This is a genomic window from Serratia bockelmannii, from assembly GCF_051803255.1.
GTDB classification, from domain to species: Bacteria; Pseudomonadota; Gammaproteobacteria; order Enterobacterales; family Enterobacteriaceae; genus Serratia; species Serratia bockelmannii.
In genome coordinates, this window is sequence record NZ_CP196512.1 from 2,317,875 (window position 1) to 2,342,339 (window position 24,465).

22 protein-coding genes are annotated in these 24,465 nt (G+C 61.3%); 12 read left to right on the forward strand and 10 right to left on the reverse strand.

Annotated features, from left to right (window positions below; translation table 11 throughout):
* Positions 1-78 precede the first annotated feature (78 nt).
* Positions 79-834, reverse strand: a complete 756-nt coding sequence (locus ACSJLU_RS11205) for a DeoR/GlpR family DNA-binding transcription regulator (RefSeq protein WP_025302690.1) — start codon at positions 832-834, stop codon at positions 79-81.
* Positions 835-931: 97 nt separating this feature from the next.
* On the opposite strand from ACSJLU_RS11205, the gene ACSJLU_RS11210 reads away from it, so the two are divergent.
* Together ACSJLU_RS11210 and ACSJLU_RS11215 are read left to right on the forward strand one after the other, a co-directional pair.
* Positions 932-1,528, forward strand: a complete 597-nt coding sequence (locus ACSJLU_RS11210; protein ID WP_025302691.1) for an NUDIX domain-containing protein — start codon at positions 932-934, stop codon at positions 1,526-1,528.
* Entirely contained in the window at positions 1,525-1,893 is a 369-nt protein-coding gene (locus ACSJLU_RS11215; RefSeq protein WP_025302692.1) for a hypothetical protein, read from the forward strand. The genes ACSJLU_RS11210 and ACSJLU_RS11215 overlap by 4 nt, the downstream gene beginning before the upstream one ends.
* A 32-nt stretch (positions 1,894-1,925) precedes the next feature.
* Here the strand turns inward: ACSJLU_RS11215 and ACSJLU_RS11220 are convergent, their stop codons facing one another.
* A complete protein-coding gene (locus ACSJLU_RS11220; protein WP_043143295.1) occupies positions 1,926-3,107 on the reverse strand; it encodes a MalY/PatB family protein in 1,182 nt (393 codons plus the stop codon).
* On the reverse strand, positions 3,100-4,719 hold the full coding sequence (gene malX, locus ACSJLU_RS11225) for a maltose/glucose-specific PTS transporter subunit IIBC (protein WP_197825463.1): 1,620 nt from the start codon (positions 4,717-4,719) through the stop codon (positions 3,100-3,102). The genes ACSJLU_RS11220 and malX overlap by 8 nt, the downstream gene beginning before the upstream one ends.
* A 223-nt stretch (positions 4,720-4,942) precedes the next feature.
* Between malX and ACSJLU_RS11230 the strand changes: the two genes are divergently transcribed.
* On the forward strand, positions 4,943-5,974 hold the full coding sequence (locus tag ACSJLU_RS11230) for a Mal regulon transcriptional regulator MalI (RefSeq protein ID WP_147823743.1): 1,032 nt from the start codon (positions 4,943-4,945) through the stop codon (positions 5,972-5,974).
* Here ACSJLU_RS11230 and ACSJLU_RS11235 read toward each other — a convergent pair.
* Positions 5,971-6,852 (reverse strand): LysR family transcriptional regulator, encoded by an 882-nt coding sequence (locus ACSJLU_RS11235; RefSeq protein WP_043143290.1) that lies wholly within the window; start codon positions 6,850-6,852, stop codon positions 5,971-5,973. The genes ACSJLU_RS11230 and ACSJLU_RS11235 overlap by 4 nt on opposite strands.
* Before the next feature lie 206 nt (positions 6,853-7,058).
* Between ACSJLU_RS11235 and blaSRT the strand changes: the two genes are divergently transcribed.
* Positions 7,059-8,195, forward strand: coding sequence for an SRT/SST family class C beta-lactamase (gene blaSRT, locus ACSJLU_RS11240; RefSeq protein ID WP_025302697.1), 1,137 nt, complete (start codon positions 7,059-7,061; stop codon positions 8,193-8,195).
* A 26-nt stretch (positions 8,196-8,221) separates the two neighbouring features.
* On the opposite strand, the gene ACSJLU_RS11245 is transcribed toward blaSRT, so the two are convergent.
* A complete protein-coding gene (locus tag ACSJLU_RS11245; RefSeq protein WP_025302698.1) occupies positions 8,222-9,130 on the reverse strand; it encodes a LysR family transcriptional regulator in 909 nt (302 codons plus the stop codon).
* 102 nt (positions 9,131-9,232) lie between these two features.
* On the opposite strand from ACSJLU_RS11245, the gene ACSJLU_RS11250 reads away from it, so the two are divergent.
* Entirely contained in the window at positions 9,233-10,396 is a 1,164-nt protein-coding gene (locus ACSJLU_RS11250; protein ID WP_342096227.1) for a serine hydrolase domain-containing protein, read from the forward strand.
* A 44-nt stretch (positions 10,397-10,440) separates the two neighbouring features.
* Here the strand turns inward: ACSJLU_RS11250 and ACSJLU_RS11255 are convergent, their stop codons facing one another.
* A complete protein-coding gene (locus ACSJLU_RS11255) occupies positions 10,441-11,973 on the reverse strand; it encodes a YdgA family protein (RefSeq protein WP_025302700.1) in 1,533 nt (510 codons plus the stop codon).
* Between the two features lie 140 nt (positions 11,974-12,113).
* On the reverse strand, positions 12,114-13,292 hold the full coding sequence (manA, locus tag ACSJLU_RS11260) for a mannose-6-phosphate isomerase (RefSeq protein ID WP_025302701.1): 1,179 nt from the start codon (positions 13,290-13,292) through the stop codon (positions 12,114-12,116).
* A 476-nt stretch (positions 13,293-13,768) separates the two neighbouring features.
* Between manA and ACSJLU_RS11265 the strand changes: the two genes are divergently transcribed.
* The gene (locus ACSJLU_RS11265; protein WP_025302702.1) at positions 13,769-14,101 is read left to right on the forward strand and encodes a hypothetical protein; all 333 of its coding nucleotides are present in this window, start codon (positions 13,769-13,771) and stop codon (positions 14,099-14,101) included.
* 230 nt (positions 14,102-14,331) lie between these two features.
* The gene (gene fumC, locus ACSJLU_RS11270; RefSeq protein WP_049203492.1) at positions 14,332-15,729 is read left to right on the forward strand and encodes a class II fumarate hydratase; all 1,398 of its coding nucleotides are present in this window, start codon (positions 14,332-14,334) and stop codon (positions 15,727-15,729) included.
* 48 nt (positions 15,730-15,777) lie between these two features.
* On the opposite strand, the gene ACSJLU_RS11275 is transcribed toward fumC, so the two are convergent.
* The gene (locus ACSJLU_RS11275) at positions 15,778-16,443 is read right to left on the reverse strand and encodes a peroxiredoxin-like family protein (protein WP_049203490.1); all 666 of its coding nucleotides are present in this window, start codon (positions 16,441-16,443) and stop codon (positions 15,778-15,780) included.
* Positions 16,444-16,546: 103 nt separating this feature from the next.
* Between ACSJLU_RS11275 and ACSJLU_RS11280 the strand changes: the two genes are divergently transcribed.
* From ACSJLU_RS11280 to ACSJLU_RS11290, 3 genes are all read left to right on the forward strand, one after another.
* Positions 16,547-17,437: a LysR family transcriptional regulator gene (locus ACSJLU_RS11280; protein WP_025302705.1), complete on the forward strand. Its 891-nt coding sequence runs from the start codon at positions 16,547-16,549 to the stop codon at positions 17,435-17,437.
* Between the two features lies 1 nt (position 17,438).
* Complete coding sequence (locus tag ACSJLU_RS11285; RefSeq protein ID WP_380826817.1) at positions 17,439-18,128, forward strand: helix-turn-helix transcriptional regulator; 690 nt, start codon at positions 17,439-17,441, stop codon at positions 18,126-18,128.
* A 90-nt stretch (positions 18,129-18,218) separates the two neighbouring features.
* The gene (locus tag ACSJLU_RS11290; protein WP_025302707.1) at positions 18,219-18,587 is read left to right on the forward strand and encodes a VOC family protein; all 369 of its coding nucleotides are present in this window, start codon (positions 18,219-18,221) and stop codon (positions 18,585-18,587) included.
* On the opposite strand, the gene tus is transcribed toward ACSJLU_RS11290, so the two are convergent.
* Positions 18,577-19,515 (reverse strand): DNA replication terminus site-binding protein, encoded by a 939-nt coding sequence (gene tus, locus ACSJLU_RS11295; RefSeq protein WP_342096228.1) that lies wholly within the window; start codon positions 19,513-19,515, stop codon positions 18,577-18,579. The two genes, ACSJLU_RS11290 and tus, sit on opposite strands and share 11 nt — an antisense overlap.
* A gap of 366 nt (positions 19,516-19,881) precedes the next feature.
* Here tus and ACSJLU_RS11300 point away from each other — a divergent pair, with 366 nt between their 5' ends.
* Both ACSJLU_RS11300 and ACSJLU_RS11305 read left to right on the forward strand, forming a co-directional pair.
* Positions 19,882-21,678 (forward strand): glycoside hydrolase family 3 protein, encoded by a 1,797-nt coding sequence (locus ACSJLU_RS11300; protein ID WP_342096229.1) that lies wholly within the window; start codon positions 19,882-19,884, stop codon positions 21,676-21,678.
* Positions 21,679-21,804: 126 nt separating this feature from the next.
* Entirely contained in the window at positions 21,805-23,091 is a 1,287-nt protein-coding gene (locus tag ACSJLU_RS11305; RefSeq protein ID WP_043143274.1) for a glycoside hydrolase family 10 protein, read from the forward strand.
* A gap of 51 nt (positions 23,092-23,142) precedes the next feature.
* On the opposite strand, the gene ACSJLU_RS11310 is transcribed toward ACSJLU_RS11305, so the two are convergent.
* Positions 23,143-24,411 (reverse strand): MFS transporter, encoded by a 1,269-nt coding sequence (locus ACSJLU_RS11310; RefSeq protein ID WP_192974108.1) that lies wholly within the window; start codon positions 24,409-24,411, stop codon positions 23,143-23,145.
* Positions 24,412-24,465 lie beyond the last annotated feature (54 nt).

Genomic DNA, 24,465 nt, shown 5'->3' on the forward strand with positions numbered 1-24,465 from the left:
TGAAACTTGCCATCGCGTTGCATAAAAAAGTGACGTGAATCACAAATAATGCGAGATATATCGCATTATCGTCGTGAATCAGGCTTTCAACACGCTGACGCCCGCCTGCTGCAACGGCGCGATCAGCGCGTCATCGGTAGCCCGCTCAACGATGATGGTGTGCGCCAGCGTAATATCGCCGATCGCATACTGCGAGGCGGCGTTAAGCTTGGCGGCGGAAGCCAGCACCACGGTTTCCGCCGCGCGGGCCGCCAGCGCGCGTTTGATGTAAGCCTCCTCCAGATCGCCGGTGCTCAGCCCCGCAGTGGGGTGTACGCCGGTCACGCCCATAAAATAGAGATCGGCGCGAATATGCGACATCGCTTCCACCGCGGCGGCGCCGACGCTGACGATCGAATGCTTGTACAGCCGGCCACCGATCAGAATCACCTCGACCGTGGGGTGATCGACCAGGCCCACGGCGACGCTGGGGCTGTGGGTGACGATGGTGGCGTTGAGGTTGGCCGGCAGTTGCCTGACCAGCTCTGCAGAGGTGGTGCCTCCGTCGATAATCACTACCTGGCCGGGGGCGATCAGCGCCGCTGCCGCTTTGGCGATCGCGCGTTTGGCGCCGGATTCCAACTGATTGCGTTCGGCAAAGCTGGCAATGGCGGAAGAAACCGGCAGGGCGCCGCCATGCACCCGCTGTAGCAACCCTTCGGCGTCCAATTCGCGCAGATCGCGCCGGACCGTATCTTCCGACAACCCGAACATTTCGCTGAGCTGCTTGGCTAACACCTGGCCGTCCTGAGCCAGTTTTTCCAGGATGATTTTCTTGCGCTGGCTGGTCAACATGGCCATTTTCCTCTCAAATTTGGTTTGCACGAAATATCTTGATCATACACGAAACTGCACGATAGTATCAATTTCCTTCCTCTGGCGGAGTAAACCGATGATAGCCACTAAAGACAGGGTTCGCATTGTCGAAACCCGGGTGTTGTCCGATGACTGGTACCTGCTGAAAAAAACCACCTTTGATTTTCTGCGGCGCGACGGCGTCTGGCAGCGGCAAAGTCGCGAGACCTACGATCGCGGTGATGGCGCGGTCATTTTGCTGTTCAACCGGCAGGCGCAAACGGTGATCCTGACGCGCCAGTTCCGCTTTCCGGCCTTCGTCAACGGCCATGACGGCATGTTGATTGAGGCTGCCGCCGGGTTGCTGGACAACGCGTCGCCGGAGGCACGCATCCGCGCCGAAGCGGAAGAGGAAACCGGCTATTTCGTGCAGAGCGTGGAGAAAGTATTCGAAGCCTATATGAGCCCAGGCTCGGTCACCGAGAAGCTGCACTTTTTCGTCGGCGAATATCAGGCGGGCGACCGCATCAACGAGGGCGGCGGGTTGGCGGCGGAGGGGGAAGATCTGGAGGTGCTCGAGCTGCCGCTGGCGCAAGCCCTGCAGGCGATTCGCCAGGGCACGATCGTTGACGCCAAGACCATCATGCTGCTGCAGTTTGTCGCCTTGAACCGGACGTTGGAGGAAGAACGATGAAAGCACAACAAATCTTGATTGCCGGCCCTTATCGCAGCGGCACCGATGGCGATCCGCAGCGTATCGCCGCCAATCTGGCGCGCCTGGAACAGGCCGCGCTGGCGGTTTACCAGCGGGGGCACGTGCCGGTGATCGGCGAGTGGCTGGCGCTGCCTTTGGCGGCGGCGGCAGGTTCCACTCAGGTTGGCGATGCGGTGAGCGAGGCGTTTCTTTACCCGGTGGCGCATCGGCTGATTGCACAGTGTCAGGCGGTGTATCGCATCGAAGGGGCGTCTGCGGGGGCCGATAACGACGTGCGGCTGGCCAACGAGTGGGGATTGACGGTTTATCGTTATCTGGAGGAGATCCCGTCTGTTCAGGCGTAACGCCGGGGCGGGCAGAGGCTCGCCCCCTCGCGTTATTGCTCGTCCAGCACCAACCTCAATCCGGCGATCAGCTTGTCCATGCCGGCCTCCAGCTTGCTGCGCGGGCAGCCGACGTTGAGACGCAGGAACCCGCGGCCTTCCTCGCCGTAGGTAAAGCCCGGCATGATCGCCACCTTTTCACGCTCGATCAGCACCTGCTGCAGCGCCCGATCGTCCACGGCCAGCGGCCGCAGATCGATCCAGGCCAGGTAGGTGGCCTGCGGCGGGCGCCAGCCCAGCGCGGGAAACGCCTGCTCCAGCCGCTCGGCGACGTAGGTCAGATTATCCTGCAGGTAGTCGCGCAGGGCGTCCAGCCAGGGTTCGCCGTGGCGGTAGGCGGCCACGTGCGCCGCCACCGCCAGCACCGCCGGCGAGGAGAGGCCATCGCGGGCTTTGAGCTGCTGGAAATAGGCTTCGCGGCTGGCGTCGTCGCTGATAAAGCCGTAGGCGCCGGTTAGCGCCGGAATGTTGAAACTCTTGGAGCCGGAGGTCAGCAAGGCCCAGGCGCCGGTCGCCACCTGGCTCCACGGCGTATGGCGGTGTTCACCCCAGACCATGTCCATGTGGATTTCATCGCTGATCACGCGCACGTCATGGCGCTCGCACAGTTCGGCCATCTGCTGCAGCTCGTCGCGGCGCCACACTTTGCCGGTGGGGTTATGCGGGCTGCACAGCAACAGGATCTTGGTCTGCGGCCGCGCCAGCAGCGCTTCGAGATGCGCCATGTCGCAGCGCCAGTCGTCGCCGGCCTTGTGCAGCGGGCAGGCCAGCAGCTGGCGCTGGTTGGCGAGGATCACCTTGTAGAAGGCGTCATAGGCCGGGGTATGGGTCACCACATAGTCGCCCGGTATGGACCATTGGCGGATCAGCTGCGCCGCCATGTAGATAACGGAAGGGCCGTACACCGCCGTTGCGGTGTCGATAGCGGTGTTGAAGCGTTGCTGATACCAGTGGCGCAGCGCGCCGAGAAAATCCTCATGCTGCCAGCGGCTGTAGCCCAGCACGCCGTGCTGCAGGCGCTGCTGCAACGCCTCGAGAATGCACGGCGCGGTGGCGAAATCCATATCGGAGATGGTGAACGGCAGCAGGTCGTCGCTGCCGAAACGATCGGCGATATAGTCCCACTGGGTGCACCAGGTGCCGTGGCGGTCGATCGGGGTGGAGAAATCAAACATGGGTGGCTCCCTGCAGCGCCGCGGCAGGTTGCGCCGTGGCTATCAGTGAGTCTAATTCATCCTTCACCGATTGCACCTGCGGACCGATCACCACCTGCAGATTATGGTCGTTGAGATGCACCACGCCGATGGCGCGGTGGGCCTTCAGCGCCGCGTCGTCCACCTGACTCATATCGTTGACCGACAGGCGCAGGCGGGTGATGCAGTTGTCCAGCGTGATAATGTTGCCCGGGCCGCCGAGCGCCGCCAGAATCGCCGGCACGTTGTAGCCGGATTTGCCCACCGCGCCACTCGTCGCGCTTTGGCTGACGGCGCTGTCGCTCTCACGGCCCGGCGTTTTGATGTTAAAACGCTGGATGGCGAAGCGGAAAATGGCGTAATAGCCGACGAACCAGACGGCGGCCACCACCGGCACCAGATACCACTTGGTGGCGGTGCCGTGCAGAATGCCGAACACCACGAAGTCGATGATGTTGCCGTCGGTGTTGCCGATGGTCACGCCCAGCAGCGCCATCACGGTAAAGCCCAACCCGGTGAGCAGCGCGTGGATCAGATACAGGAACGGCGCGACGAACAGGAACAGGAACTCGATCGGCTCGGTGGTGCCACCAACCACGCAGGCCACCACGCCGGAAATCAACAGCCCTTTGATTTTATGACGGTTCTCCGGCTTGGCGCAGTGGTACATCGCCAGCGCCGCGCCCGGCAGGCCGCCGAGAAACGCCGGCATTTTACCCTGCGACAGGAAGCGGGTGGCGCTCTCGGCGAAGCCGGTGGTGGTTGGGCAGGAGAGCTGCGCCTGGAAGATGGTCAGGGCACCGCTGACGTTGTGGCCGCACACCTCCATGGTACCGCCCGCCTCGGTAAAGCGGATTAGCGCCACCAGAATGTGCTGCAGGCCGAACGGCAGCAGCAAGCGTTCGCCGGTGCCGAACAGCATCGGGCCAAAGGCGCCGGCGCTGTTGATCACCCAGCCCAGCCCGGTGATGCCGGCGGCGAACCACGGCCAGATCAGCGGGATCACCAGGCCGCACAGGCCCAGCACCACGGTGGTGACGATCGGCACGAAGCGCGTGCCGCCGAAGAACGCCAGTGCGTCCGGCAGGCGGATGGTGTGGAAGCGTTCATGCAGGCGATAGACGATGATGCCGACGATCACCGCGCCGAGGATACCGGTATCGATCGACTGAATGCCGAGGATGTTCTGGATATTGTTGGCTTTCAGCACCAGCGGATCGCTGGTGGGCAGCACGCCGGCGGCGGTCAGGTAGAAGTTGGTGCCCAGATTCAGCACGGCGAAGCCGACGAAGCCGGAGAAGGCGGCGACGCCCTTGTTCTCACGCGCCATGCCCAGCGGAATGGCGATGGCGAACATCACCGGCAGGAAGCTGAAGGCGAAGGAGCCTACCTTGCTCATCCAGGTAAAGATCAGCTGGAAGATCGGGTGGCCGATAAACGGCATCAGGGTGATCACGTCGCGGCTGCTCAGCGAGCTGCCGATCCCCAGCATGATGCCGCAGAAAGAGAGCAAGGCGACGGGCAACATGAAGGTTTTGCCCAGGCTCTGGAAGAACTCCCAGAGGGTGATTTTGGGTTTGTTGGCTGCTGACATAACCGACTTCTCCTGGCGAAAAGACGAGCAAAAAGGGGACTTCTGATTAGGTAAAAAGAAGATAAAACGTTTTACCTAGCAAAAATGCGCCGCCAATCACAAATCTGCCGCCCGGTTTTTGGCGACAATGCGGCAGGCAGTAAAACGTTTTACTGAGCTAACGGATTCGGTATACCCTTGATCATTACGGCGCGGGTTGCCCAGGAACGGGTTCGCAGAGACTATGAGCATCAAAAAAATCACCATCACCGATGTGGCGCAGCAGGCGGGCGTGTCGGTCACCACGGTTTCCCTGGTGTTGAGCGGCAAGGGGCGCATTTCGCCGACCACCGTCGAGAAGGTCAATCAGGCGATAGAGCAGCTGGGTTATGTGCGCAATCGCCAGGCGGCGACGCTGCGCGGCGCGGAGTCCGGAGTGATTGGCCTTATTCTGCGCGACATCTGCGAACCCTTCTATGCCGAAATGACCGCCGGGCTGAGCGAGGCGCTGGAGGCGCACGACAAGCTGCTGTTTTTAACCCAGAGCGGGCGCGATGGCCAAGGCTTGCAGCGGGCGTTTGACGCGCTGCTGGCGCAGGGCGTTGACGGCATCGTGCTGGCGGGCGGCATCCGCGCGGCGGCGGGCCTGAAGGAAAAGGCGGCCGAGCAGAGCGTGCCGCTGGTGTGCGTGGCGCGCTCCAGCGGTCTCGAGGGCGTGGACGTGGTGCGGCCGGACAATATGCAGGCCGCCAAGCTGGCCACCGAATTTTTGATCAAACGCGGCCACAGCCAAATTGCTTACCTCGGCGGCCAGAGCGACTCATTGACGCGCGCCGAGCGGCTGGGCGGATTTTGCGCCACGCTGGTACAGTACGGTCTGCCGTTTCGCAGCGAATGGATCGTCGAGTGTGATTGCCGGCAGCGTGAGGCGGCGGAAGCGGCGGAACAGCTGCTGCGCCACTACCCGAACATTACCGCCATCGTTTGCCACAAGGCGTCGGTCGCGCTCGGCGCCTATTTTGGCCTGACGCGCAGCGGCCGCAGCATCGGCTCGGACGGGGTCGACGCCTACTACGGCCGGCAGGTAGCGCTGATCGGTTTCGGCGACGTGCCGGAGGCCGAGCTGACCGAACCGCCGCTGACCTTCGTCTCCAGCTCGGCGCGGGAAGTGGGGCGCAGCGCCGCTGCGCGCCTGCTGCAGCGTATCGGTGACGCCGACCTGCCGGCGCAGAACGTCATTCTGCCGCCGACGCTGATCCGGCGCGGCTCCGCCTAGTCCCGCCGCTGCTCCTCTTCCGCCTCCCGGCGGATCCAACCGATAAAGGTTTTCATCGCCGGCGTCAGATCCCGCGACTTCAAATGGGTCAGCCAATAGGCGCCGAGCGCGGCCTCGGTGGCAAACGGCCTTTGCAGCGCGCCGGCGGCCAGTTCGCGGCGGAACATGCTGACCGGCGCCAGCGCCACGCCATCGCACTGGATCGCGCCTTCCACCATCAGCCTTGACGAGTCGAACACCGGGCCGTTGATCCGCCACGGCGTCACCTGCGCCGCCGTGAACCAGCGCTCCCATTCATCCTTGCGGTAGGTGCGCATCAGCTGCTCGTGCTGCAGATCCTGCGGCGTGCTCAGGCGCGCGGCAACCGTCGGCGGGCAGAGCACCGTCAGCGGCGCGTCGAACAGCTTAATATTGCAGGTGGCGGGCCAGAGGCCTTCGCCGAAGCGGATGGCGAAATCCATACCGTCGGCCGACAGATTGACCAGATTGTTGTGGGTTAGCACCCGCAGATCGATAAACGGGTGCGCCGTGCGGAACGCCGCCAGCCTCGGCATCAGCCAGCCGACGGCGAAGGTGCCGACCACCGCCACCGTCAGCACCTCGTGGAAATGCCCGCCTTCGAACTGCTGCAGCACCGCCTCAATGCTGTCGAAGGCGTCGCTCAACACCGGCAGCAGCGCCTGACCCTCTTCGGTCAAATCGAGCCCGCGCGGCAGGCGGCGGAACAGCTGGATGCCCAGCTGTTCTTCCAGCATGCGTACCTGCTGGCTGATGGCGGCCTGGGTCACCCGCAGCTCCAGGCCGGCGCGGGTGAAGTTCAGGTGGCGGGCGGAGGATTCGAACGCCCGCAGGGCGTTGAGGGGAAGTCGATTGCGCATTGTCGATAGCCATAAGTTTTTCTTTATGCTGGCTGAAATTATTATCGCTTGTCAACCCGGCGGCAAAATCCGATATTTGGCGCGGCTGCTGAGAACGTCGCGGCAGCCGTAAAGGAATGACATCATCAATCAGGGAAAGCGCCGTGTATAACGCCAACAAAAACTTTTGGCCGCGGCCGATGCCCTGCAACCTAAGAGCTTCTATCATGACGAAAATGAACCGCCTGGCGGCCGCGCTGATCGCCGCACTGATCCTGCCGACCGCGCACGCCGCGCAGCAGCAGGATATCGACGCCGTTATTCAGCCGCTGATGAAAAAATATGGCGTGCCGGGCATGGCGATCGCCGTGTCGGTCGACGGCAAACAGCAGATTTACCCGTATGGCGTTGCCTCGAAGCAGACCGGCAAACCGATCACCGAGCAGACGCTGTTCGAAGTGGGCTCGCTGAGCAAAACCTTCACCGCGACGCTGGCGGTCTATGCGCAGCAGCAGGGCAAACTGTCGTTTAAAGACCCGGCCAGCCGCTACCTGCCCGAGCTGCGCGGCAGCGCCTTCGACGGCGTCAGCCTGCTGAATCTGGCGACGCATACCTCCGGTTTGCCGCTGTTCGTGCCGGACGACGTAACCGACAACGCCCAACTGATGGCGTACTACCGGGCCTGGCAGCCGAAACACCCGGCGGGCAGCTACCGCGTCTATTCCAACCTCGGCATCGGCATGCTGGGCATGATCGCCGCCAAGAGCCTCGACCAGCCGTTTATCCAGGCGATGGAACAGGGGATGCTGCCGGCGTTGGGCATGAGCCACACCTACGTTCAGGTGCCGGCTGCGCAGATGGCCAACTATGCGCAGGGCTACAGCAAGGACGATAAACCGGTGCGGGTCAATCCCGGCCCGCTGGACGCCGAGTCTTACGGCATCAAGTCCAACGCCCGCGATCTGATTCGCTATCTGGACGCCAACCTGCAGCAGGTGAAGGTGGCGCAGCCGTGGCGCGAGGCGCTGGCCGCCACGCACGTCGGTTATTACAAGGCGGGTGCGTTCACGCAGGATCTGATGTGGGAGAACTACCCGTATCCGGTGAAGCTGTCGCGTTTGGTTGAAGGCAACAACGCCGGGATGATCATGAACGGCACGCCGGCCACCGCCATCACGCCGCCGCAGCCGGAATTGCGCGCCGGCTGGTATAACAAAACCGGCTCTACCGGCGGTTTCTCCACCTACGCGGTGTTTATCCCGGCGAAGAATATCGCCGTGGTGATGTTGGCCAACAAGTGGTTCCCGAATGACGATCGCGTCGAGGCGGCTTACCACATCATCCAGGCGCTGGAGAAGCACTGACGCTCAGGGGCGACGGCGAGGCGCCCCTACCACCGATGCTGCCGTTCACGCCGCTCGCGCATGAAATCGATAAAGGCGCGCAGCTTGAGCGGCAGATGCCTGCCGGCGGGAAAGTAGATGAAAAATCCCGATGCCTCGCTGGCATACTCCGGCAGCACTTCCACCAGTTGCCCCTGCGCCAGTTCTTGCACCACCGTGCCCTGAAAACGCTGTGCGATACCCAGGCCCGCCAATGCCGCATCCTTGATCAACCGATCCTCGTTAAAGATCAAACTGCCGCTGACGTCCAGCGCGCGTTCATCGTCGCCCAGGCTGAAATACCAGGGCTCCATTTTTCCGCTGCCGGGAAAGCGGTAGCGCAGGCAGTGGTGAGCTGGCAGATCGTCCGGCGTGGCCGGTACGCCGCAGCGCGTCAGATAGTCGGGCGAGGCGACCAGCACCCGGCGCTGGCCGTTGTCGATTGGCACGGCGATCATGTCCTTTTGCAGCATCGCGTGCATGCGAATGCCGGCATCGAAACTGCCCAGTACCAGATCGGAAAAGCGGTCTTCGGTAAACAGCTCAAGCTGTACTTCGGGATAGCGCCGTTGAAATTCCGCCAGGTGCGGCATCACCAGCAGCGAAGCGGCCAGTTGCGGCAGCGTGATGCGCAGCAGGCCCGCCGGCTGTGCGCCCAGGGTGCGCACGTCGTCTGCCGCCACGTCGATCTGGCTCATGGCCGGCGAGACCTTCTGATAGAACAACCGGCCCTCGTCGCTGAGGCGCACCGAGCGGCTGGTGCGGTGAAATAAGCGCACCCCCAGCTGATTCTCCAGCGCCTGAATGTTTTGTGACACCGCCGGCGGCGTGACGCCCAGTTGGTTGGCTGCGCGGGTAAAGTTGCCCAGGCGTGCGACGGCTTCGAAATAGGGCAGCAGTTGCAGGAGTGAACTCATCTATTAATAACCTGTGCTTAATGATTCATTAAATTATGCCTTATTTTAATTTATGAAGAACGTTTTAGACTGGTTTTACTTTCCCTCAGCGAGATAAAAATCATGTCGGCAACACAACGGGCGTTAACAGAACGGATCGCGGCGATCGATCAACAGGCGATGGCCGAAGGGCGCATCGTGGGCAGCGTGGTGCTGGTGGCGCGGCAGGGCGAGATTTGTTACGCCGGCGCGGCCGGTTATGCCGATCGCGAAGCGCGGCGGCCGATGCGGCGAGAAACGCAGTTTCGGCTGTCGTCGGTTTCCAAACCCTATACCACGCTGGCGGCGCTGCGCCTGATTGAACGGGGCAAGCTGAGCCTGGACGATGCGGTCAGCGACTGGCTGCCGTGGTTTACCCCGGCGCTGGCGGATGGCCGGCGCCCGACGATCAAGATCCGTCATTTGCTGAGTCATACCGCCGGGCTGGACTATCGGCTGAACCAACCGCCGGCAGGCGTTTACCATCAGTTGGGGATCCAGGACGGCGTGGAGCTGTCGACGCTGACGCTGGAGCAAAACCTGCGGCTGTTGGCGCAGGCACCGTTGCTGTCGCAACCGGGAGAGCGCTTCAATTATTCGCTGGCTATCGACGTGCTTGGCGCGGTGTTGGAGCGGGTGACGGGCATGCCGCTGCCGCAGCTGTTTGTCGAATGGGTGGCGCAGCCGCTGGGGCTTGGCAATACGGCGTTCCATGCGACGGATGCCGCGAACCTGGCGACGCCGTATTACAACACGCCGCAAGGGCCGCAGCGCATGCATGAAGGCCTGCGGGTGGCGCTGCCGGAGGAGATGGCGGGGGGCGAGGTGCTGTTTTCACCCGCGCGGGCGCTTAACGCGGAGGCTTATCCTTCCGGCGGCGCGGGCATGGTCGGCGATGCCGACGATGTGCTGCAGCTGGTGGAAGCGTTGCGCAGCGGCGGGCAGGGCATCTTGCAGCCGGACACGGTGGCGTTGCTGCGCAGTCCGCATGTGGGGGCGCAGGCGCAAACGCAAGGGCCGGGCTGGGGATTTGGTTTCGGCGGCGCGCTGCTGGTGGACGCAGAAGCGGCGCAGACGCCGCAGCATGTCGGCACGCTGACCTGGGGCGGCGTTTATGGCCACAGCTGGTTCTTTGATCCACAGGCGCAGCTGAGCGTGGTGATACTGACCAACACCGCGTTTGAGGGCATGTGCGGCCGCTATCCGCAGCAGATCCGCGATGCGGTGTATGCGGCGCTGCAGGGGTAAATAAAAAGGGCCCCGCAGGGGGCCCTTGTCAGGCTTTCAGGCGATTACTGCGCCGGTGCCGGAGCGGGTTCCGCTTCCTGCGCCGGTTCAGCGTCTTCCGCCGGGGCGCCCAGCATGGCGAACTGGCCGATGAACTCCTGCAGCGACATCTTGTTGCCGTTCAGGTCAACCTGATTGTCAGCGTAGTGGAACTTGCTCGCGATCACGCCGTCTTTCTGGGTGGTCAGCTTGAACATCTGGCCCATGGCCGCCAGGCCCTGCACTTGCTGCTGCGCCAGTTTCTGCGCGTCTTCCTCATTGTAACCCTGCAACAGAGCGGTCTTCGCGGTCACTTCGGTGGCCATCGCTTCCGGAATGGTCAGGCTGAGATCCAGCTTTTTGACCGCCTGAGCGATCACTTGATCCGGCGACTGTGCCGGGGAGGCGGCCTTGCTCGGATCGGTCATCGCCAGATCCAGCGTGAAGAGGCTCTCACCCTTGCTGTTTTTCCAGCTCAGCGGGGCGATGCTGAGGCTTGGGTTGCCTTTCAGCAGCATCGGCAGGTTCTTTTGCAGCATCTCGGAGGTCTGCTGTTCGTAGACGTCCGGATCCAGGTTCTCGCCCTGCTGCAGCAGCGCCATGGTTTGGCGGTTGTAGCTGTCGGAGAAGTCTTTCAGCGCCTTGCCGTCGACGTTGTCGATTTTCAGCGTCAGTTTACCGGCGCCGAAGTCGTTGCCCTGCACCTTGAGCGCGTCCATGGTGTAATCGATCTGGCCGCCGATGTTGCTGCTGCCTTGCTCGCCGAACTTGCTCACCAGATTGAAACCGTCCAACGCCACGGTGTCTTTACCGTCGATCGTCAGTTTGAACTGTTTCAGGGTCATCGTCTGATCGCCGAGCTTCACGCCGAACTTGCTTTCGTTGCTGTTGCCTTTCAGGTTGAAGCCCTGGAAGGTGATCTGCTCGTTTTGGCCGAATTCGTTCGGGCTGGCGAACACGATAGTGTCGCTATTGGCGTCCAGCGCGAATTTTTTCAGATCGCGGGACACGTCGGCGTCAATGGTGGCGCCGCTGAATTTCAACGAAGACTTATCCTTCTGGTAGTCCAGTGGGATAAAGTCGATGGTGGACGCGGTATCGCCGCTGTACGAGATGCGCGAATCGGCGGTAAACAGCGATTTGCCTTTGGTGGTTTCAAACAGGCCTTTCACCGCCGGGGTGTTTTCCAGCTCGGTATGCACCGACGCCATGCTCGGCAGCAGGTTGAATTTTTTCAGCTGCGCGAACGGGAACGGACCGTGATCGATGGTTTCCAGGAACGCCACTTCTTCACCGGCTTTCAGCGCCGCGTTTTCACTGGTATCCGTGCCGTCGGAACGCAGCACATAACGCACTTTACTGCTGAACAGGCCGCGCTGGTAATTTTCATAGCTCAGCTTGACGCCGGCTTTCGGCAGGTAGGCTTTCAGTTGGCCGTTGGCGTTGTCGACGACTTCGCCCATGTGCTGCTCGATCTGTTTCCCGGTGTACCAGGATGCCCCGGTCCATGCTGCGCCAAGAACGACAATGACGCTGACAGCGACTAACGATTTTTTCATAGCTCTGTTTCATCCTTTTTTCTTATCACCCTCCGTTGCGTGGGAGGGGCAAATAGGGGCCGCCAAAAAACGCCCGCAGGCGTTTAATTGTGGGGGCAGCTCTCGCTTTCAGCAAGCAATTTGCTGAAATTTATCAACGGTTAGGCCAGTTGGTTATAAACCCGGGCGATGCGGCCGCTGCCGCTGACGTTGACCGGGGATTCGAAGGCGCCGATAAAGCAGGATTCACCCGGTTTGAGCGTCAGGCGCTGCCCGGATTTTTCCAGCGTCGCTTCGCCGCTGACGCAGAACACGATAGCCGCGCTCCGCTGTGCCAGCGCCTGCGGCGCGGCGGTCAAATCGTGCAGTGAGAAGGCGAAATCTTCCACCGGGATCGGGAAGAACAGCTCGTTGCCGCGCCGCTCCGGTTGGGTCAGCAGGCCGGAAGCCGGCTGCGGGCGAAACTGCAGGTTGGCCAGCAGCTCGGGCACGTCGATAAATTTCGGCGTCAGGCCGGCACGCAGCACGTTATCCGAGTTGGCCATCACTTCCAGCGCCACGCCTTTCAGGTAGGCGTGCGGCGTTTCGGCATACAGGAACATCGCTTCGCCCGGCGCGAGCTGCACCACGTTCAGCAGCAGCGGTGAGAACAGGCCGCTGTCGTCCGGATAGAAACCGGCGATGAACCGCACGGTATCCCAGGGTTCACCCTGCTGGTTGTTGAGCGCGGCTTTCAGCACGCCGAGCGCCAGCGACTTCTGCTCGCCGCTCATCGTCAACAGGCTGGCGAACAGGGTGGACAGATGGGCGGTGTCCGGCTGCTGCAGGAAGGCGGCGATATCGTGGTGCGCGCCGGCGATAGGTTGCAGCAGGGAAACGATATCGGCCAATTCACGAAAACCGTTCATCGCCAGGAACGGCGTCAGCGCGAACACCAGCTCGGGCTTGTGATTGGGATCTTTGTAGTTGCGTTCGGCGGCGCTCAGCGGGATGCCGGCGGCGTTCTCTTTCGCGAATCCGACCTCGGCCGCCGCTTTGCTCGGGTGGACCTGGATCGACAGCGGCTGATCGGCGCACAGCACTTTAAACAGGAACGGCAACTCGCCAAAACGGCTGGCGACGTTGGCGCCCAGCTGTTTTGGCTGGTCTTCGTCGATCAGATCGCGCAGCGAACGCAGTTCACCGTCGGCGCCCGGCACGCGGGAAGGGCTCTTGGGATGGGCGCCCATCCACAGTTCGGCCATCGGCTGATTATCCGGGTTGGCGATGCCGTAAAGACGGGTCAGCGCGTCGTGGCTGCCCCAAGCGTAATTCTGTACCGCGTTGGTCATTTTTTGCATGTCGATAAACGTCCTTCTGCGTCACTGCCGCACTATTGGCAATTAACCTTCTGATTTTATACGGTTAACTCAATCTATGCCGACGACCATCATACCCTCGCGTCGGCAGGAAAAATCATGGGCGCGATCAAAACATCGCCGGATAACGTCGCGCCCGGCAACGGGGCCAAAGTATAGCGTGATAACGATCGGCGTCTCAATTGGTGCGCAGGTCTCAACGCGGCCCAGAAAATCCGTCGCAAGATTATTCTTTGGGAGAATGGGTTATTGCCGATAGCCCGCTTATCCTGCGTCATTATTTATTCTTCAGCATGTCATACTATGTCGGCTGAATTTATTTTTTACCGTCTGAGCCATTCCCTTATTATTATTTTCGCGCTGCGCCGGGCGATCACACGTCGAGCTTAAACCGGCGCGTCAGACCCCTTTACCGTAACGGCCAATGAGTCGATTTAACGAAACAAGAGGTCTGTTGCATGAAAAAACTGTTGTTGTTGTTGGGCTTTTGCACCGGCGCAGCTCAGGCGGCGGTGATTGTCGCCTATCCCTACGCGGCTCCGCGCGCCGTGGTGATCGCGCCGGCACCGATCGTCGTTGCACCCGCGCCGGTAGCGGTTCCCACCGCGATCGCACCCGTGGCGCACCCGCTGGCACTTACCGCCGGCGCGGTGGCGACCGGGGCGTATCGGCATAATGAACGGCAGGACGCCTATGACGAGATCAATCATCTGCAGCAACAACGTATCGATGAGCTCAATCATTTACAGGCGCAACGCATCAATAATTTTAATTCGCGTCATCCGCGTTAATGGCTACCCACATTTTTATTCTCCGGACTCATTTCCGGCCGTTTATTTCGGCGCGGGTTAACCGGCGGAAAATAACCGCGTCATTGATGGGTAAAAGAGATGAAACGTGCTGTGAGATAACTCTCTTAATGCGAATAGTTATTATGTCACTATACTGGGAGTGCATGCCGACGGGGGGTAGCGCGTCGGCCTAACCCTACAATTTTAGGAATTATGCTAAGGAGATCATGATGGCAGGCGTTCGTATCGAAAAAGACTCTATGGGCCCCATCGAAGTCGCGGCCGACAAGCTGTGGGGCGCGCAAACCCAGCGTTCGTTGGCACATTTCCGTATTTCCTCCGAAAAGATGCCGACCGCGCTGATCCACGCGCTGGCGTTGACCAAGCGCGCCGCCGCGCAGGTGAACGTGGATCTGGGGCTGCTGCCGGCCGAGCGGGGTGCCGCCATCATCAACGCCGCCGACGAAGTGCTGGCGGATCGTCATGCTGACCAGTTCCCGCTGTCCATCTGGCAAACCGGCTCCGGTACCCAGACCAACATGAACATGAACGAAGTGTTGGCCAATCGCGCTAGCGAGCTACTGGGCGGCGTGCGCGGTGAAGAGCGCAAGGTGCATCCGAACGACGACGTCAATAAAAGCCAGAGCTCCAACGACGTGTTTCCCACCGCGATGCACGTGGCGGCGGTGATTGCGCTGCGCGAGCACCTGATCCCCGAGCTGAAAGTGCTGCACAAGACGCTGAGCGACAAGGCCGAAGCCTACCGCGACATCGTTAAAATCGGCCGCACCCACCTGCAGGACGCCACGCCGCTGACCCTGGGGCAGGAAATCTCTGGCTGGGCGGCGATGCTGGCGCACAATCTGAAACACATCGAGGGCAGTATTCCGCACATCGCCGAGCTGGCGCTGGGCGGCACGGCGGTCGGCACCGGCCTGAATACCCATCCGGAGTACGCGGTGCGCGTCGCTAAAGCGCTGGCGGAATTGACCCATCAGCCGTTCGTCACCGCGCCGAACAAGTTCGAAGCGCTGGCGACCTGCGATGCGCTGGTGCAAGGGCATGGCGCGCTGAAAGGGCTGGCGGCTTCGCTGATGAAGATCGCCAACGACGTGCGCTGGCTGGCGTCTGGCCCGCGCTGCGGCATCGGAGAGATCTCGATCCCGGAGAACGAGCCGGGCAGCTCCATCATGCCGGGCAAAGTCAACCCGACCCAGTGTGAAGCGATGACCATGCTGTGCGCGCAGGTGCTGGGCAACGACGTGGCGGTGAACATCGGCGGGGCTTCCGGCAACTTCGAGCTGAACGTGTTCCGCCCGATGGTGATCCACAACTACCTGCAGTCGATCCGCCTGCTGGCCGACGGTATGCAGGGCTTCAACGAGCACTGCGCGGTGGGCATCGAACCGAACCGCGATCGCATTACCCAGTTGCTGAATGAATCGCTGATGCTGGTGACGGCGCTCAACACCCATATCGGTTATGACAAAGCGGCGGAAATCGCCAAGAAAGCGCACAAGGAAGGGCTGACGTTGAAAGCCGCGGCGCTGAAGCTCGGCTATCTGACCGAAGCGCAGTTCGATGAGTGGGTGCGGCCGGAAGCGATGGTCGGCAGCATGCAGAAGTAACCGCGTTCATCACCATCTCTTAACGGGGCGCGGTTGCGCCCCGTCTTTTCATGCTAATCCTTCCAGCACCGACAACAGCGCCTGCGGCTCCGGCCGCCGGGTGTAATCGGCGTGCGCTTCGGCGTAGACAATACGGCCATCGGGAGTAATGACGAACCGCGCCGGCAGCGGCAGCGTCCAGCTGTCATCCTGGTTGAACTGCGCCAGATCGAGGCCGAGCCGCTGTTGATACAGGGCGATCAGCGCGTCCGGCAGGCGGTAACGCAGGCCGAATTGAGCCGCCAGGCGATTGCCTGCATCGCTGAGCAGCGGAAAGGTGAGATCGTGATCGCGCGCGGCCTGGCGGTTATGCACCGCGCTCTGCGGTGAAATGGCCACGAGCTGCGCGCCGTGATGCGTGATGGCGGGGAGTGCGGCCTGCAGCGCCTGCAGATCGAGCGTACAGTAAGGGCACCAGACCCCGCGATAGAAACTGATGACCAGTGGGCCCTTCGCCAACAGCGCCGCGGAAGAGCATGGCCGGTTTTCGCTGTCCGGTAGGATAAAGCCGGGCGCGGCGTCGCCGACCGTCAGCGCGCATTCGGTAATGCCCGACGCGATCTGCGCCTGGATCGCCTCACGCATCAGCGCGTGATCTTGCGCCGCGAGTTTGAACGGCAGTTGGTCGGTTTCGAATGCCACTTTGAAGGCATCGAGTTTGTCTTGCAGTGTCATGCGTTCTCCTGATGGGAATGAGGGGGAGCGCTCATCTTGCCCATTCCTAAATGGCGCGTGTAGACTGCAATAAATGCTAACCGTTATTCCATCAAGGAATGTCATGGGTAAATTTGCCGATTACGAAACCTATGCCTGCGTTTACGAGAGCGGTTCCTTTACCGCGGCAGCGCGGCGGCTGCACGTGGGGCAGCCGGCAGTCTCAAAAGCGGTGGCGCGGCTGGAACAGCAGCTCGGCACGCGCCTGATGCTGCGCTCGACCCACGGCCTGCAGCCGACGGATGCGGGACAGCAGCTGTATCAACGCACCCGACGTATCCTTAACGAGCTGGCGGAGACCGAAGCGCTGGTGCAGAGCGCTGGCGAGACCCTGAGCGGCCGGCTTCGGGTCGCTTCGGCGGCGGTGTTCGCCCGCATCGTTCCCTTGCCTGATTTGACGGCGTTTATGCGCGCCAATCCGCGGTTGAACGTCGATCTGCTGCTGGATGACGGCAATTTGTCGCTGATTGAAGAGGGCATCGATATTGCCCTGTGTATTGGCGAATTGGAGGATTCCGGCTTTACCGCCCGCAAGCTGGGTGAGGTAAAGCAATGCGTGATCGGCACGCCCGGCTATTTTGCCGCTGCCGGTATGCCGCAGCGGCCGGAAGATCTGTTGCAGCATGAGATGGTGATTTACCATCACCGTGGCGGCGGCGAGCAGTGGCGCTTCAGCCGTGGAGAGGAACAGCGCACGCTGCGGCTGCCAGGGCGCATGCGGGTCAACGCGGCGGAGTGCGTGCGCGAGCTGGTGATGGCGGACTTCGGTGCTACCGTCGCCAGCGAAGGCATGTTTCGCAACGAGCTGCAAAGCGGGGCGGCGATTGCGGCCTTAGCGGACTGGCAACTGCCGCCGCTGGCGCTGTGGGCGGTGTTCCCCGGCGGCCATTTCGTTTCGGCCAAGGCGCGGGCCTTTGCCGATTTTGTCCAAACCGCGTTATGCAGGGAGCCGTGATATGTCGCGCGCACAACGTTTACTCGATCTGATGCAGCTGCTGCGCAGCCACCGTTATCCGGTGGCGGGCCATGCGCTGGCGCAGACGCTGGGCATCAGCATGCGCACGCTGTACCGCGATATCGCCACGCTGCAGCAGCAGGGGGCGGAGATCGCCGGCGAGGCGGGCGTCGGTTATGTGCTGCGCCCCGGCTTCATGCTACCGCCGCTGATGTTCTCGCAGGCGGAGACAGAAGCACTGGTGCTGGGGATGCGCTGGGTCAGCCGCCACGGCGACAGTCAGCTGGCGAGTGCGGCGGGCCAGGCGCTGGCCAAGATCGCTGACGTGCTGCCGCCGGCACTGCGGGAGGAGCTTGAGGCCAACACGCTGTTGATAGCGCCGGTTCAGGCGCCGCCGGTGGCGGATGAGCTGCGGGTGCTGATCCGTGACACCATCCGCCGCGAGCGCAAGCTGCATATCGACTATCTTGACCTGGCGGGGCAGCGCAGCGAACGCCTGCTGTGGCCCTTTGCACTGGGTTTTTTCGACCAGTTCCAGATGTTGGTCGCCTGGTGCGAGTTGCGCCAGGCCTTTCGTCATTTTCGCCTCGATCGCATCCAGGCCGCCACGCAGTTGGAACCGCGCTATCCGCGCGGACGGCGGCGGCTGCTGAAAGAGTGGCGCCTCAGCGAGGGCATTGCGGAGCAATAGCGGCACGCTGCTGCCATAAACTGTCAGTCGCGCGCCTTAGTCTGTGCCTATCGGGAACCGGCCGGTTCCCATCATCCAGAGGACAGACCGATGACCCTTCCCAGCATGACCCTGCTTTACGTCGACAATCCGCTGAACAGTGCCGCCTTTTATCAACGTTTACTGGGACAGGCGCCGGTAGAGCTTTCTCCCGGCTTCGCCCTGTTTGTGCTCAACAACGGCTTCAAGCTGGGGATGTGGGCCAAACAGGGGGTAAAACCCGCTGCCACGTTGACCGGCGGCGGCGGTGAGCTGGGCTTCTTGTGCCAGGATCCGCATGAGGTCGAAGCGCGCTATAACCAGTGGCGCGAACTCGGGCTGCCTATCGAGCAAACGCCGACCGAGATGGAATTCGGTTACACCTTCGTCGCGCGGGATCCGGACGGCCATCGCCTGCGAGTATATGCCCTCAGCGAGTAGCGTCATCGGCATACAGGTGCAAGCGCGGCACCAGCAGCCGCAGCGGTCGGGCGTCGGGTTTGTAACGGTGTTTCACCGCGTCGACGTCGTAGTTGAGCAGCTCGCCAATCTTCGGCACTGCGGCGCCGCTCTCTACCTGACACAGGGCGATCAGCGGCAGCGGGCAGGGGTGCTGCACCTGCTTTTGCTGCTGCTGATACCACACGCGGGCGATAGGTTGTACTTTGACCGGCCGCTTGATTTTCAGCGTCGCGTACTGCGGCAGACGGCTGACATCGTCTATTTCGCGGCTGACCAGGGCGGCCCACTGTTCACGGCTGTGCGGCGGCACCGCGCGGCCGGCTTTCAGGCTTTTCTCCAGCTGCGCCAGGATGTCGTCCCGCTTGACGTTTTTGATGATGTGCTTGTTGGCCCAGCCGAAGCGCACCGAGTCGGGGTTGGTCAGGGCGGTGAGGGTGCGGTAGGCGCTGAGGGTAATCAGCCCGTGCAGATGGGTGTGTACGAACTCGAAACGCTGCTCCGGCGCCAGACCGGAATCGACGGTGATAATCTGCTCCAGTTCGCCCTTCAGGCGGTTGATCAGCGCCAGCTGCGCCTGCAGCGCCTGATACTCCGGTTGCTCCACCGCCAGACAGATAACGCCGGGCAGCCGCACGGCGGCCTTGCTGCTGACATTCTCCCGGTTATGGTGGATGAACAGCCGCTGATAATGCTCCAGCGCCAGATCGCGCGCCGCTTGTCCCACGTGCTGTTCGACCGCGATATGCGAGATAGCCTGATGTTCCTGGCCTTTTTCAACCTCCGGCAGGCTGAACACCCGCGCTGCCAGCAAGCGCAGCGGGGTGATCTGCTGCTGCAACGCGCCGAGCGCCTGCTCCAGTTCGTTAAAGCAGGCATTCATTCGGCCAATCACATCGTATCTGCTCATCGTACGCTCCTATTTTAGTTACAACATACTATAGGAGAGTAGCAGGCTGGGGGCAACATCGGCGATGGGGAAATACTCGGCTTAACTGCCCGCCCGGCTTACCAGGGGGAAATAGGGCGGGTAGCAGGGGGAATTCTCTCGCTCGTCTGCCACACATGCGGGTAAGCGTGATTGTCGAAAATAAACCTGGTCTTCTTATGGTTTTGATTCATGGATGAATTTTTTCCCGCTCGTTTATTTTTTGTTTAGTCCATTTCTCGTTTGCCGTTGTCCAATCGCTGGAACAAACAGAATGGCAGGACGCTATGAGCCCTTGGGGTTATCTTTTCTTCTGTCATTAACGGGTGCTTTAACAGGAGGTTTACTGTGGATATTAAACAGAAAGTCAAAAACATGACGCTGGAAGAGAAGATCGGGCAAAAAATCATGCTGGATTTTCGCTACTGGGATCGGAACGGTAGCAGCAATCAGGATATGACCGTTCCCGATGAAGCCATTGGCAAGCTGATCGCCGATAACCACGTGGGCGGGGTGATCCTGTTTACCAATAATCTGAAAGACAAGCAGCAGATCAACACGTTGACGGCTTGGTATGCCGCGATGAAAACGCACGCCGGCATTCGCCTGTTTATTGGCACGGACAACGAGGGCGGTAACGTTTTCCGGTTGCCGCGCGGCGACTACGCCTCATTTCCCGGCAATATGGCGCTGGCGGCGGCGATTGAGGGCGGTGCGGATAAACAGCTCGCCGTTGAACAAGGCAAACTGATGGCCCAGGATATGCGCGCGTTGCATATCAACACCAACTTTGCCCCGGTCGTGGACGTCAACACCAACCCGTTCAACCCGGTGATTAACGTTCGCGCCTTCAGCGATGATAAGAACACCGTGTCCCGCCTGGCCGAGAAAATGGTTGCGGGGATGAAGCAGCAAGGGCTGATCACCGCTTACAAACACTTCCCTGGCCATGGCAGCACCTCCACCGACTCGCATACCGGTTTGCCGCGCGTCGATCGTACGCGGGAAGAGGCGTTTGCCATCGATATCGCGCCTTACAAACAGGCCATTGACCGCTGTGCGGCGCCGGACATGGTCATGACCGCGCATATTCAGTACCCCGCGCTGGATAACCGCCAGATCGACACCCGCAGCGGAGAAAAAATCACGGTGCCGGCCACCATGTCGTATGAAATTCAGACCCGCATCCTGCGCAATGAGTTGGGGTATGCCGGCGTAACGATTTCAGACGCGCTGGATATGGGCGCGATTGCTGAGCACTTCACCCAACAGGGGGCGGCTGAAAACGTCTTTGCCGCCGGGGTGGATATCGCCCTGATGCCTGTCAGCATCGCGTCGCCGGCCCAGGCTAACCTGCTGCCGGACCTGATTCGTTACCTTGCGGACCGGGTGAAAACAGGGCATCTCAGCGAGGCCGATATCGATGCTTCGGTCGAGCGCATTTTGCGCCTGAAATTACGCCATGGCCTGATGGGGCATAGCGATAAACCTTGTTCCAACGACGTCGCGTTGTCAGCGCACAAGCTGGAAAAGCGCATTGCCGATCGCTCCATTACCGTGGTTATCAACCGTCACAGCCTGCTGCCGTTGAAAGACAAGGCGCTGCGTTATTTTATCCTGACCCCGTGGGGTGAGCAGGCCAAAGGCATCGCTAACGTGATGGCACAGGAAGGCTACCAGAACGTCGTTGCCGCGAAGGAAACGGAACTGAGCGATGCTCAGGTCAGGGCGCATATTGCCGATTGCGACGTGTTCCTGCTCGGCACGCTTTCGACCCGCTTTACGCCTGCTGAACAGGATGGGGTCATTACCTCCGCAACCGGAGCGAGTAATGACAGCATCCCTTATCCGGGCTGGTTGAAATACGCCGCCGAACAGGGGAAAAAGCGCGTTCACCTCTCACTGCGCGCACCTTACGATATCGTGAACTATGCCGCAGACGTGGAGGCGGCCGTCGCCACCTATTCTTACTACGGGTATGACAGCGGCGTGTGGCGCGGTCCCTCGATGATATCTCTGGCACAGGTGCTGACGGGAAAAATCACACCGCACGGAAAACTGCCGGTCAACACCTGGCATGACTACGATGTGGAGACCAACACGGGCAAGATCGCATTCCCTCGCGGGACTGGGCTGAGCTGGTAATGGGACAAGTACCGGCGTCGTCAGAAAGGGCGACGCCGGCAGCTTGCTCGCGTTGAGAAAGCGGGCGGTTTCTTGCTCTGCACGAAACGACATGGGATAACCGTCACTCACGGAAGGAGAATATTTATGCCGACAGGCGCAACAAAACTAGGCGGATGGCTGTTGATGGCCGCCATGCTGGGCGTGAGCGGATGCGCCAAGCCCCCCGAACCGGAGAAACCTGCACAGCCGACACCGCCGGTTACACCGATGCGGGGCATCTGGCTGGCCACGGTCATTGGCTTGGACTGGCCGCCGGCGGCCTCCCTGAAAGCGGAAACGGCGCAAGAGCGGGTGCGCCTGCAGCAGCAGGGGCTGACGGACGCACTGGACGACATGGTGAAAACCGGGATTAACACGGTGTATTTTCAGGTTAAACCGGACGGAACGGCCCTGTGGCGTTCTGACATCTTGCCTTGGTCTGAGGTCTTGACCGGCACCGTGGGCCAGGATCCGGGTTATGATCCGCTGGCCTTTATGCTGCAAGAAGCGCACCGGCGCGGCATCAAAGTGCATGCCTGGCTGAACCCTTATCGGGTTTCCATGAATACCCGACAGCAAACGATTGATGCACTTAATCAGACGTTGCAGTCCCCGCCGGCCAGCGTCTATGCGCTGCATCCTGACTGGATCCGCACGGCCAACGACCGCTTCGTGCTCGATCCTGGCTTACCCGACGTGCGCAACTGGATCACTGGCGTGGTGGCTGAAATAGTCAAAAACTATGATGTCGATGGCATTCAATTTGACGATTATTTCTATTACGAAACGCCGCAATCGCCGCTGGATGATGGGAAGACGTATCGCGCCTACGGCAAAGGGTTTGCAGACAAAGCCGCCTGGCGCAGGGACAACACGCTGCAATTGATAAAACAGGTTTCAGCCACCGTCAAAGCGTTGAAACCCGCGGTTGCGTTTGGCGTCAGCCCGGCGGGCGTATGGCGAAACAAAGCGGACGATCCTGCCGGCTCGGCGACGCGGGCAGGGGCGCCATCGTACGATACGGCCTATGCCGATACGCGCCAGTGGGTAAAACTGGGGCTGCTCGACTATATCGCACCACAGCTGTATTGGCCTTTTGATCGTGAAATTGTCCGCTACGACGTGCTGGCCAACTGGTGGGCCGAGGTGGTGAAAGGCACGCCGGTTCGGCTCTATGCCGGGGTGGCGCTGTATAAAGTGGGCACGCCATCGGCCAGCGAGCCGGCCTGGACCGTCGATGGCGGCGTTCCCGAGCTGAAAAGGCAGTTGGATCTCAACGAGAGCCTGCCGGGGATGGGGGGAACCATCCTGTTCCGGCAACGCTATCTGACCGAGCCGCAAACGGATAAGGCCGTGGAGTACCTGCGCACCCGCTGGAAAACCGGTCAATAACCACAGGCACTGGCAGGACGAGCCGCGGCAAATCGCCGCGGCTTTTTCTTTTCAAAGACGAGCGGCTTCCGGCAGGCGTTTCAGGTAATGCACCACCAGCAGCGCCAGCAACAGCATCAGGCTGATAAACGCCGCTACGCCATTCCAGCCAAAGCTGTGCCAGAACACGCCGCCGAGGGTGCCGGCCACGCTGGAGCCGACGTAATAGCAGAACAGATACAGCGACGACGCCTGGCCTTTGGCGCGGCGCGCACGGCGGCCAATCCAGCTGCTGGCCACCGAGTGGGCGGCGAAGAAACCGGCGGTGAACAGCATCATGCCGATAAAGATCGCCGGCACCTGCGGTAGCGCGGTAATCAGGATCCCGATCAGCATAATCACGATTGACGCCAGCAGCACCGGGCCACGTCCGAAGCGTGAGGTGAGCGCGCCGGCCTTGGGCGAGCTGTAGGAACCGGTGAGGTACACCACCGACAGCAGGCCGACAATCGCCTGGCTCAGGTGGTAAGGATCCGCCAGCAGGCGATAGCCGATATAGTTGAACAGGGTGACGAAGCTGCCCATCAGCAGGAAACCTTCCGCGAACAGCAGCGGCAGGCCCTTATCGTGCCAATGCAGCTTGAAGTTGATCAGCAGGGTGCGCGGGCGCAGCGAGCTGGCGCGAAAATGCCGCGAGGCAGGCAGGATACGCCAGAACATGCAGGCGGCGGCGAGGGCGAACAGGCCGATGACCCCGAGCGATACGCGCCAGGAGAAGAAGTCGGTCAATACCCCGGTCACCAGGCGGCCGCTCATGCCGCCGATCGAGTTGCCGCTGATGTACAGCCCCATAGAGAAGGCGACGAAGCTGGGATGGATCTCTTCGCTGAGATAGGTCATGCCGACCGCCGCCACGCCGCTCAGCGACAGGCCGATCAGCGCTCGCATCAGCAAAATGCCGTGCCAACTGGTCATAAAGGCGCAGATCAGCGTGCAGACCGCCGCCAGCAGCAGCGCTACCACCATCACCGATTTACGGCCGATGGCGTCTGACAGCGGCCCGGTGAACATCAGGCCGATCGCCAGCAGGCCGGTAGAGACCGAAAGCGACAGGCTGCTTTCCGCCGGCGATACGCCGAAGTCTTGCGACAGCACCGGCAGGATCGGCTGCACGCAGTAGAGCAGCGCGAAGGTTGCCAGCCCGGCGGAAAACAGCGCCAGCGTTACGCGCATAAACTGCGGCGTGCCGCGTTCGATATAGGGGAGTTTGTTGTTGAGGGTGGAACGTTTTACGTTTGGCGCAGCGGCCGCGTCATCGTTGGCGGCCAGCGTCGACGGCATCACGGCCGCAGAACGCACAGGGGTTGTCACAGCGTTTCCTTACCGAACTTCGGG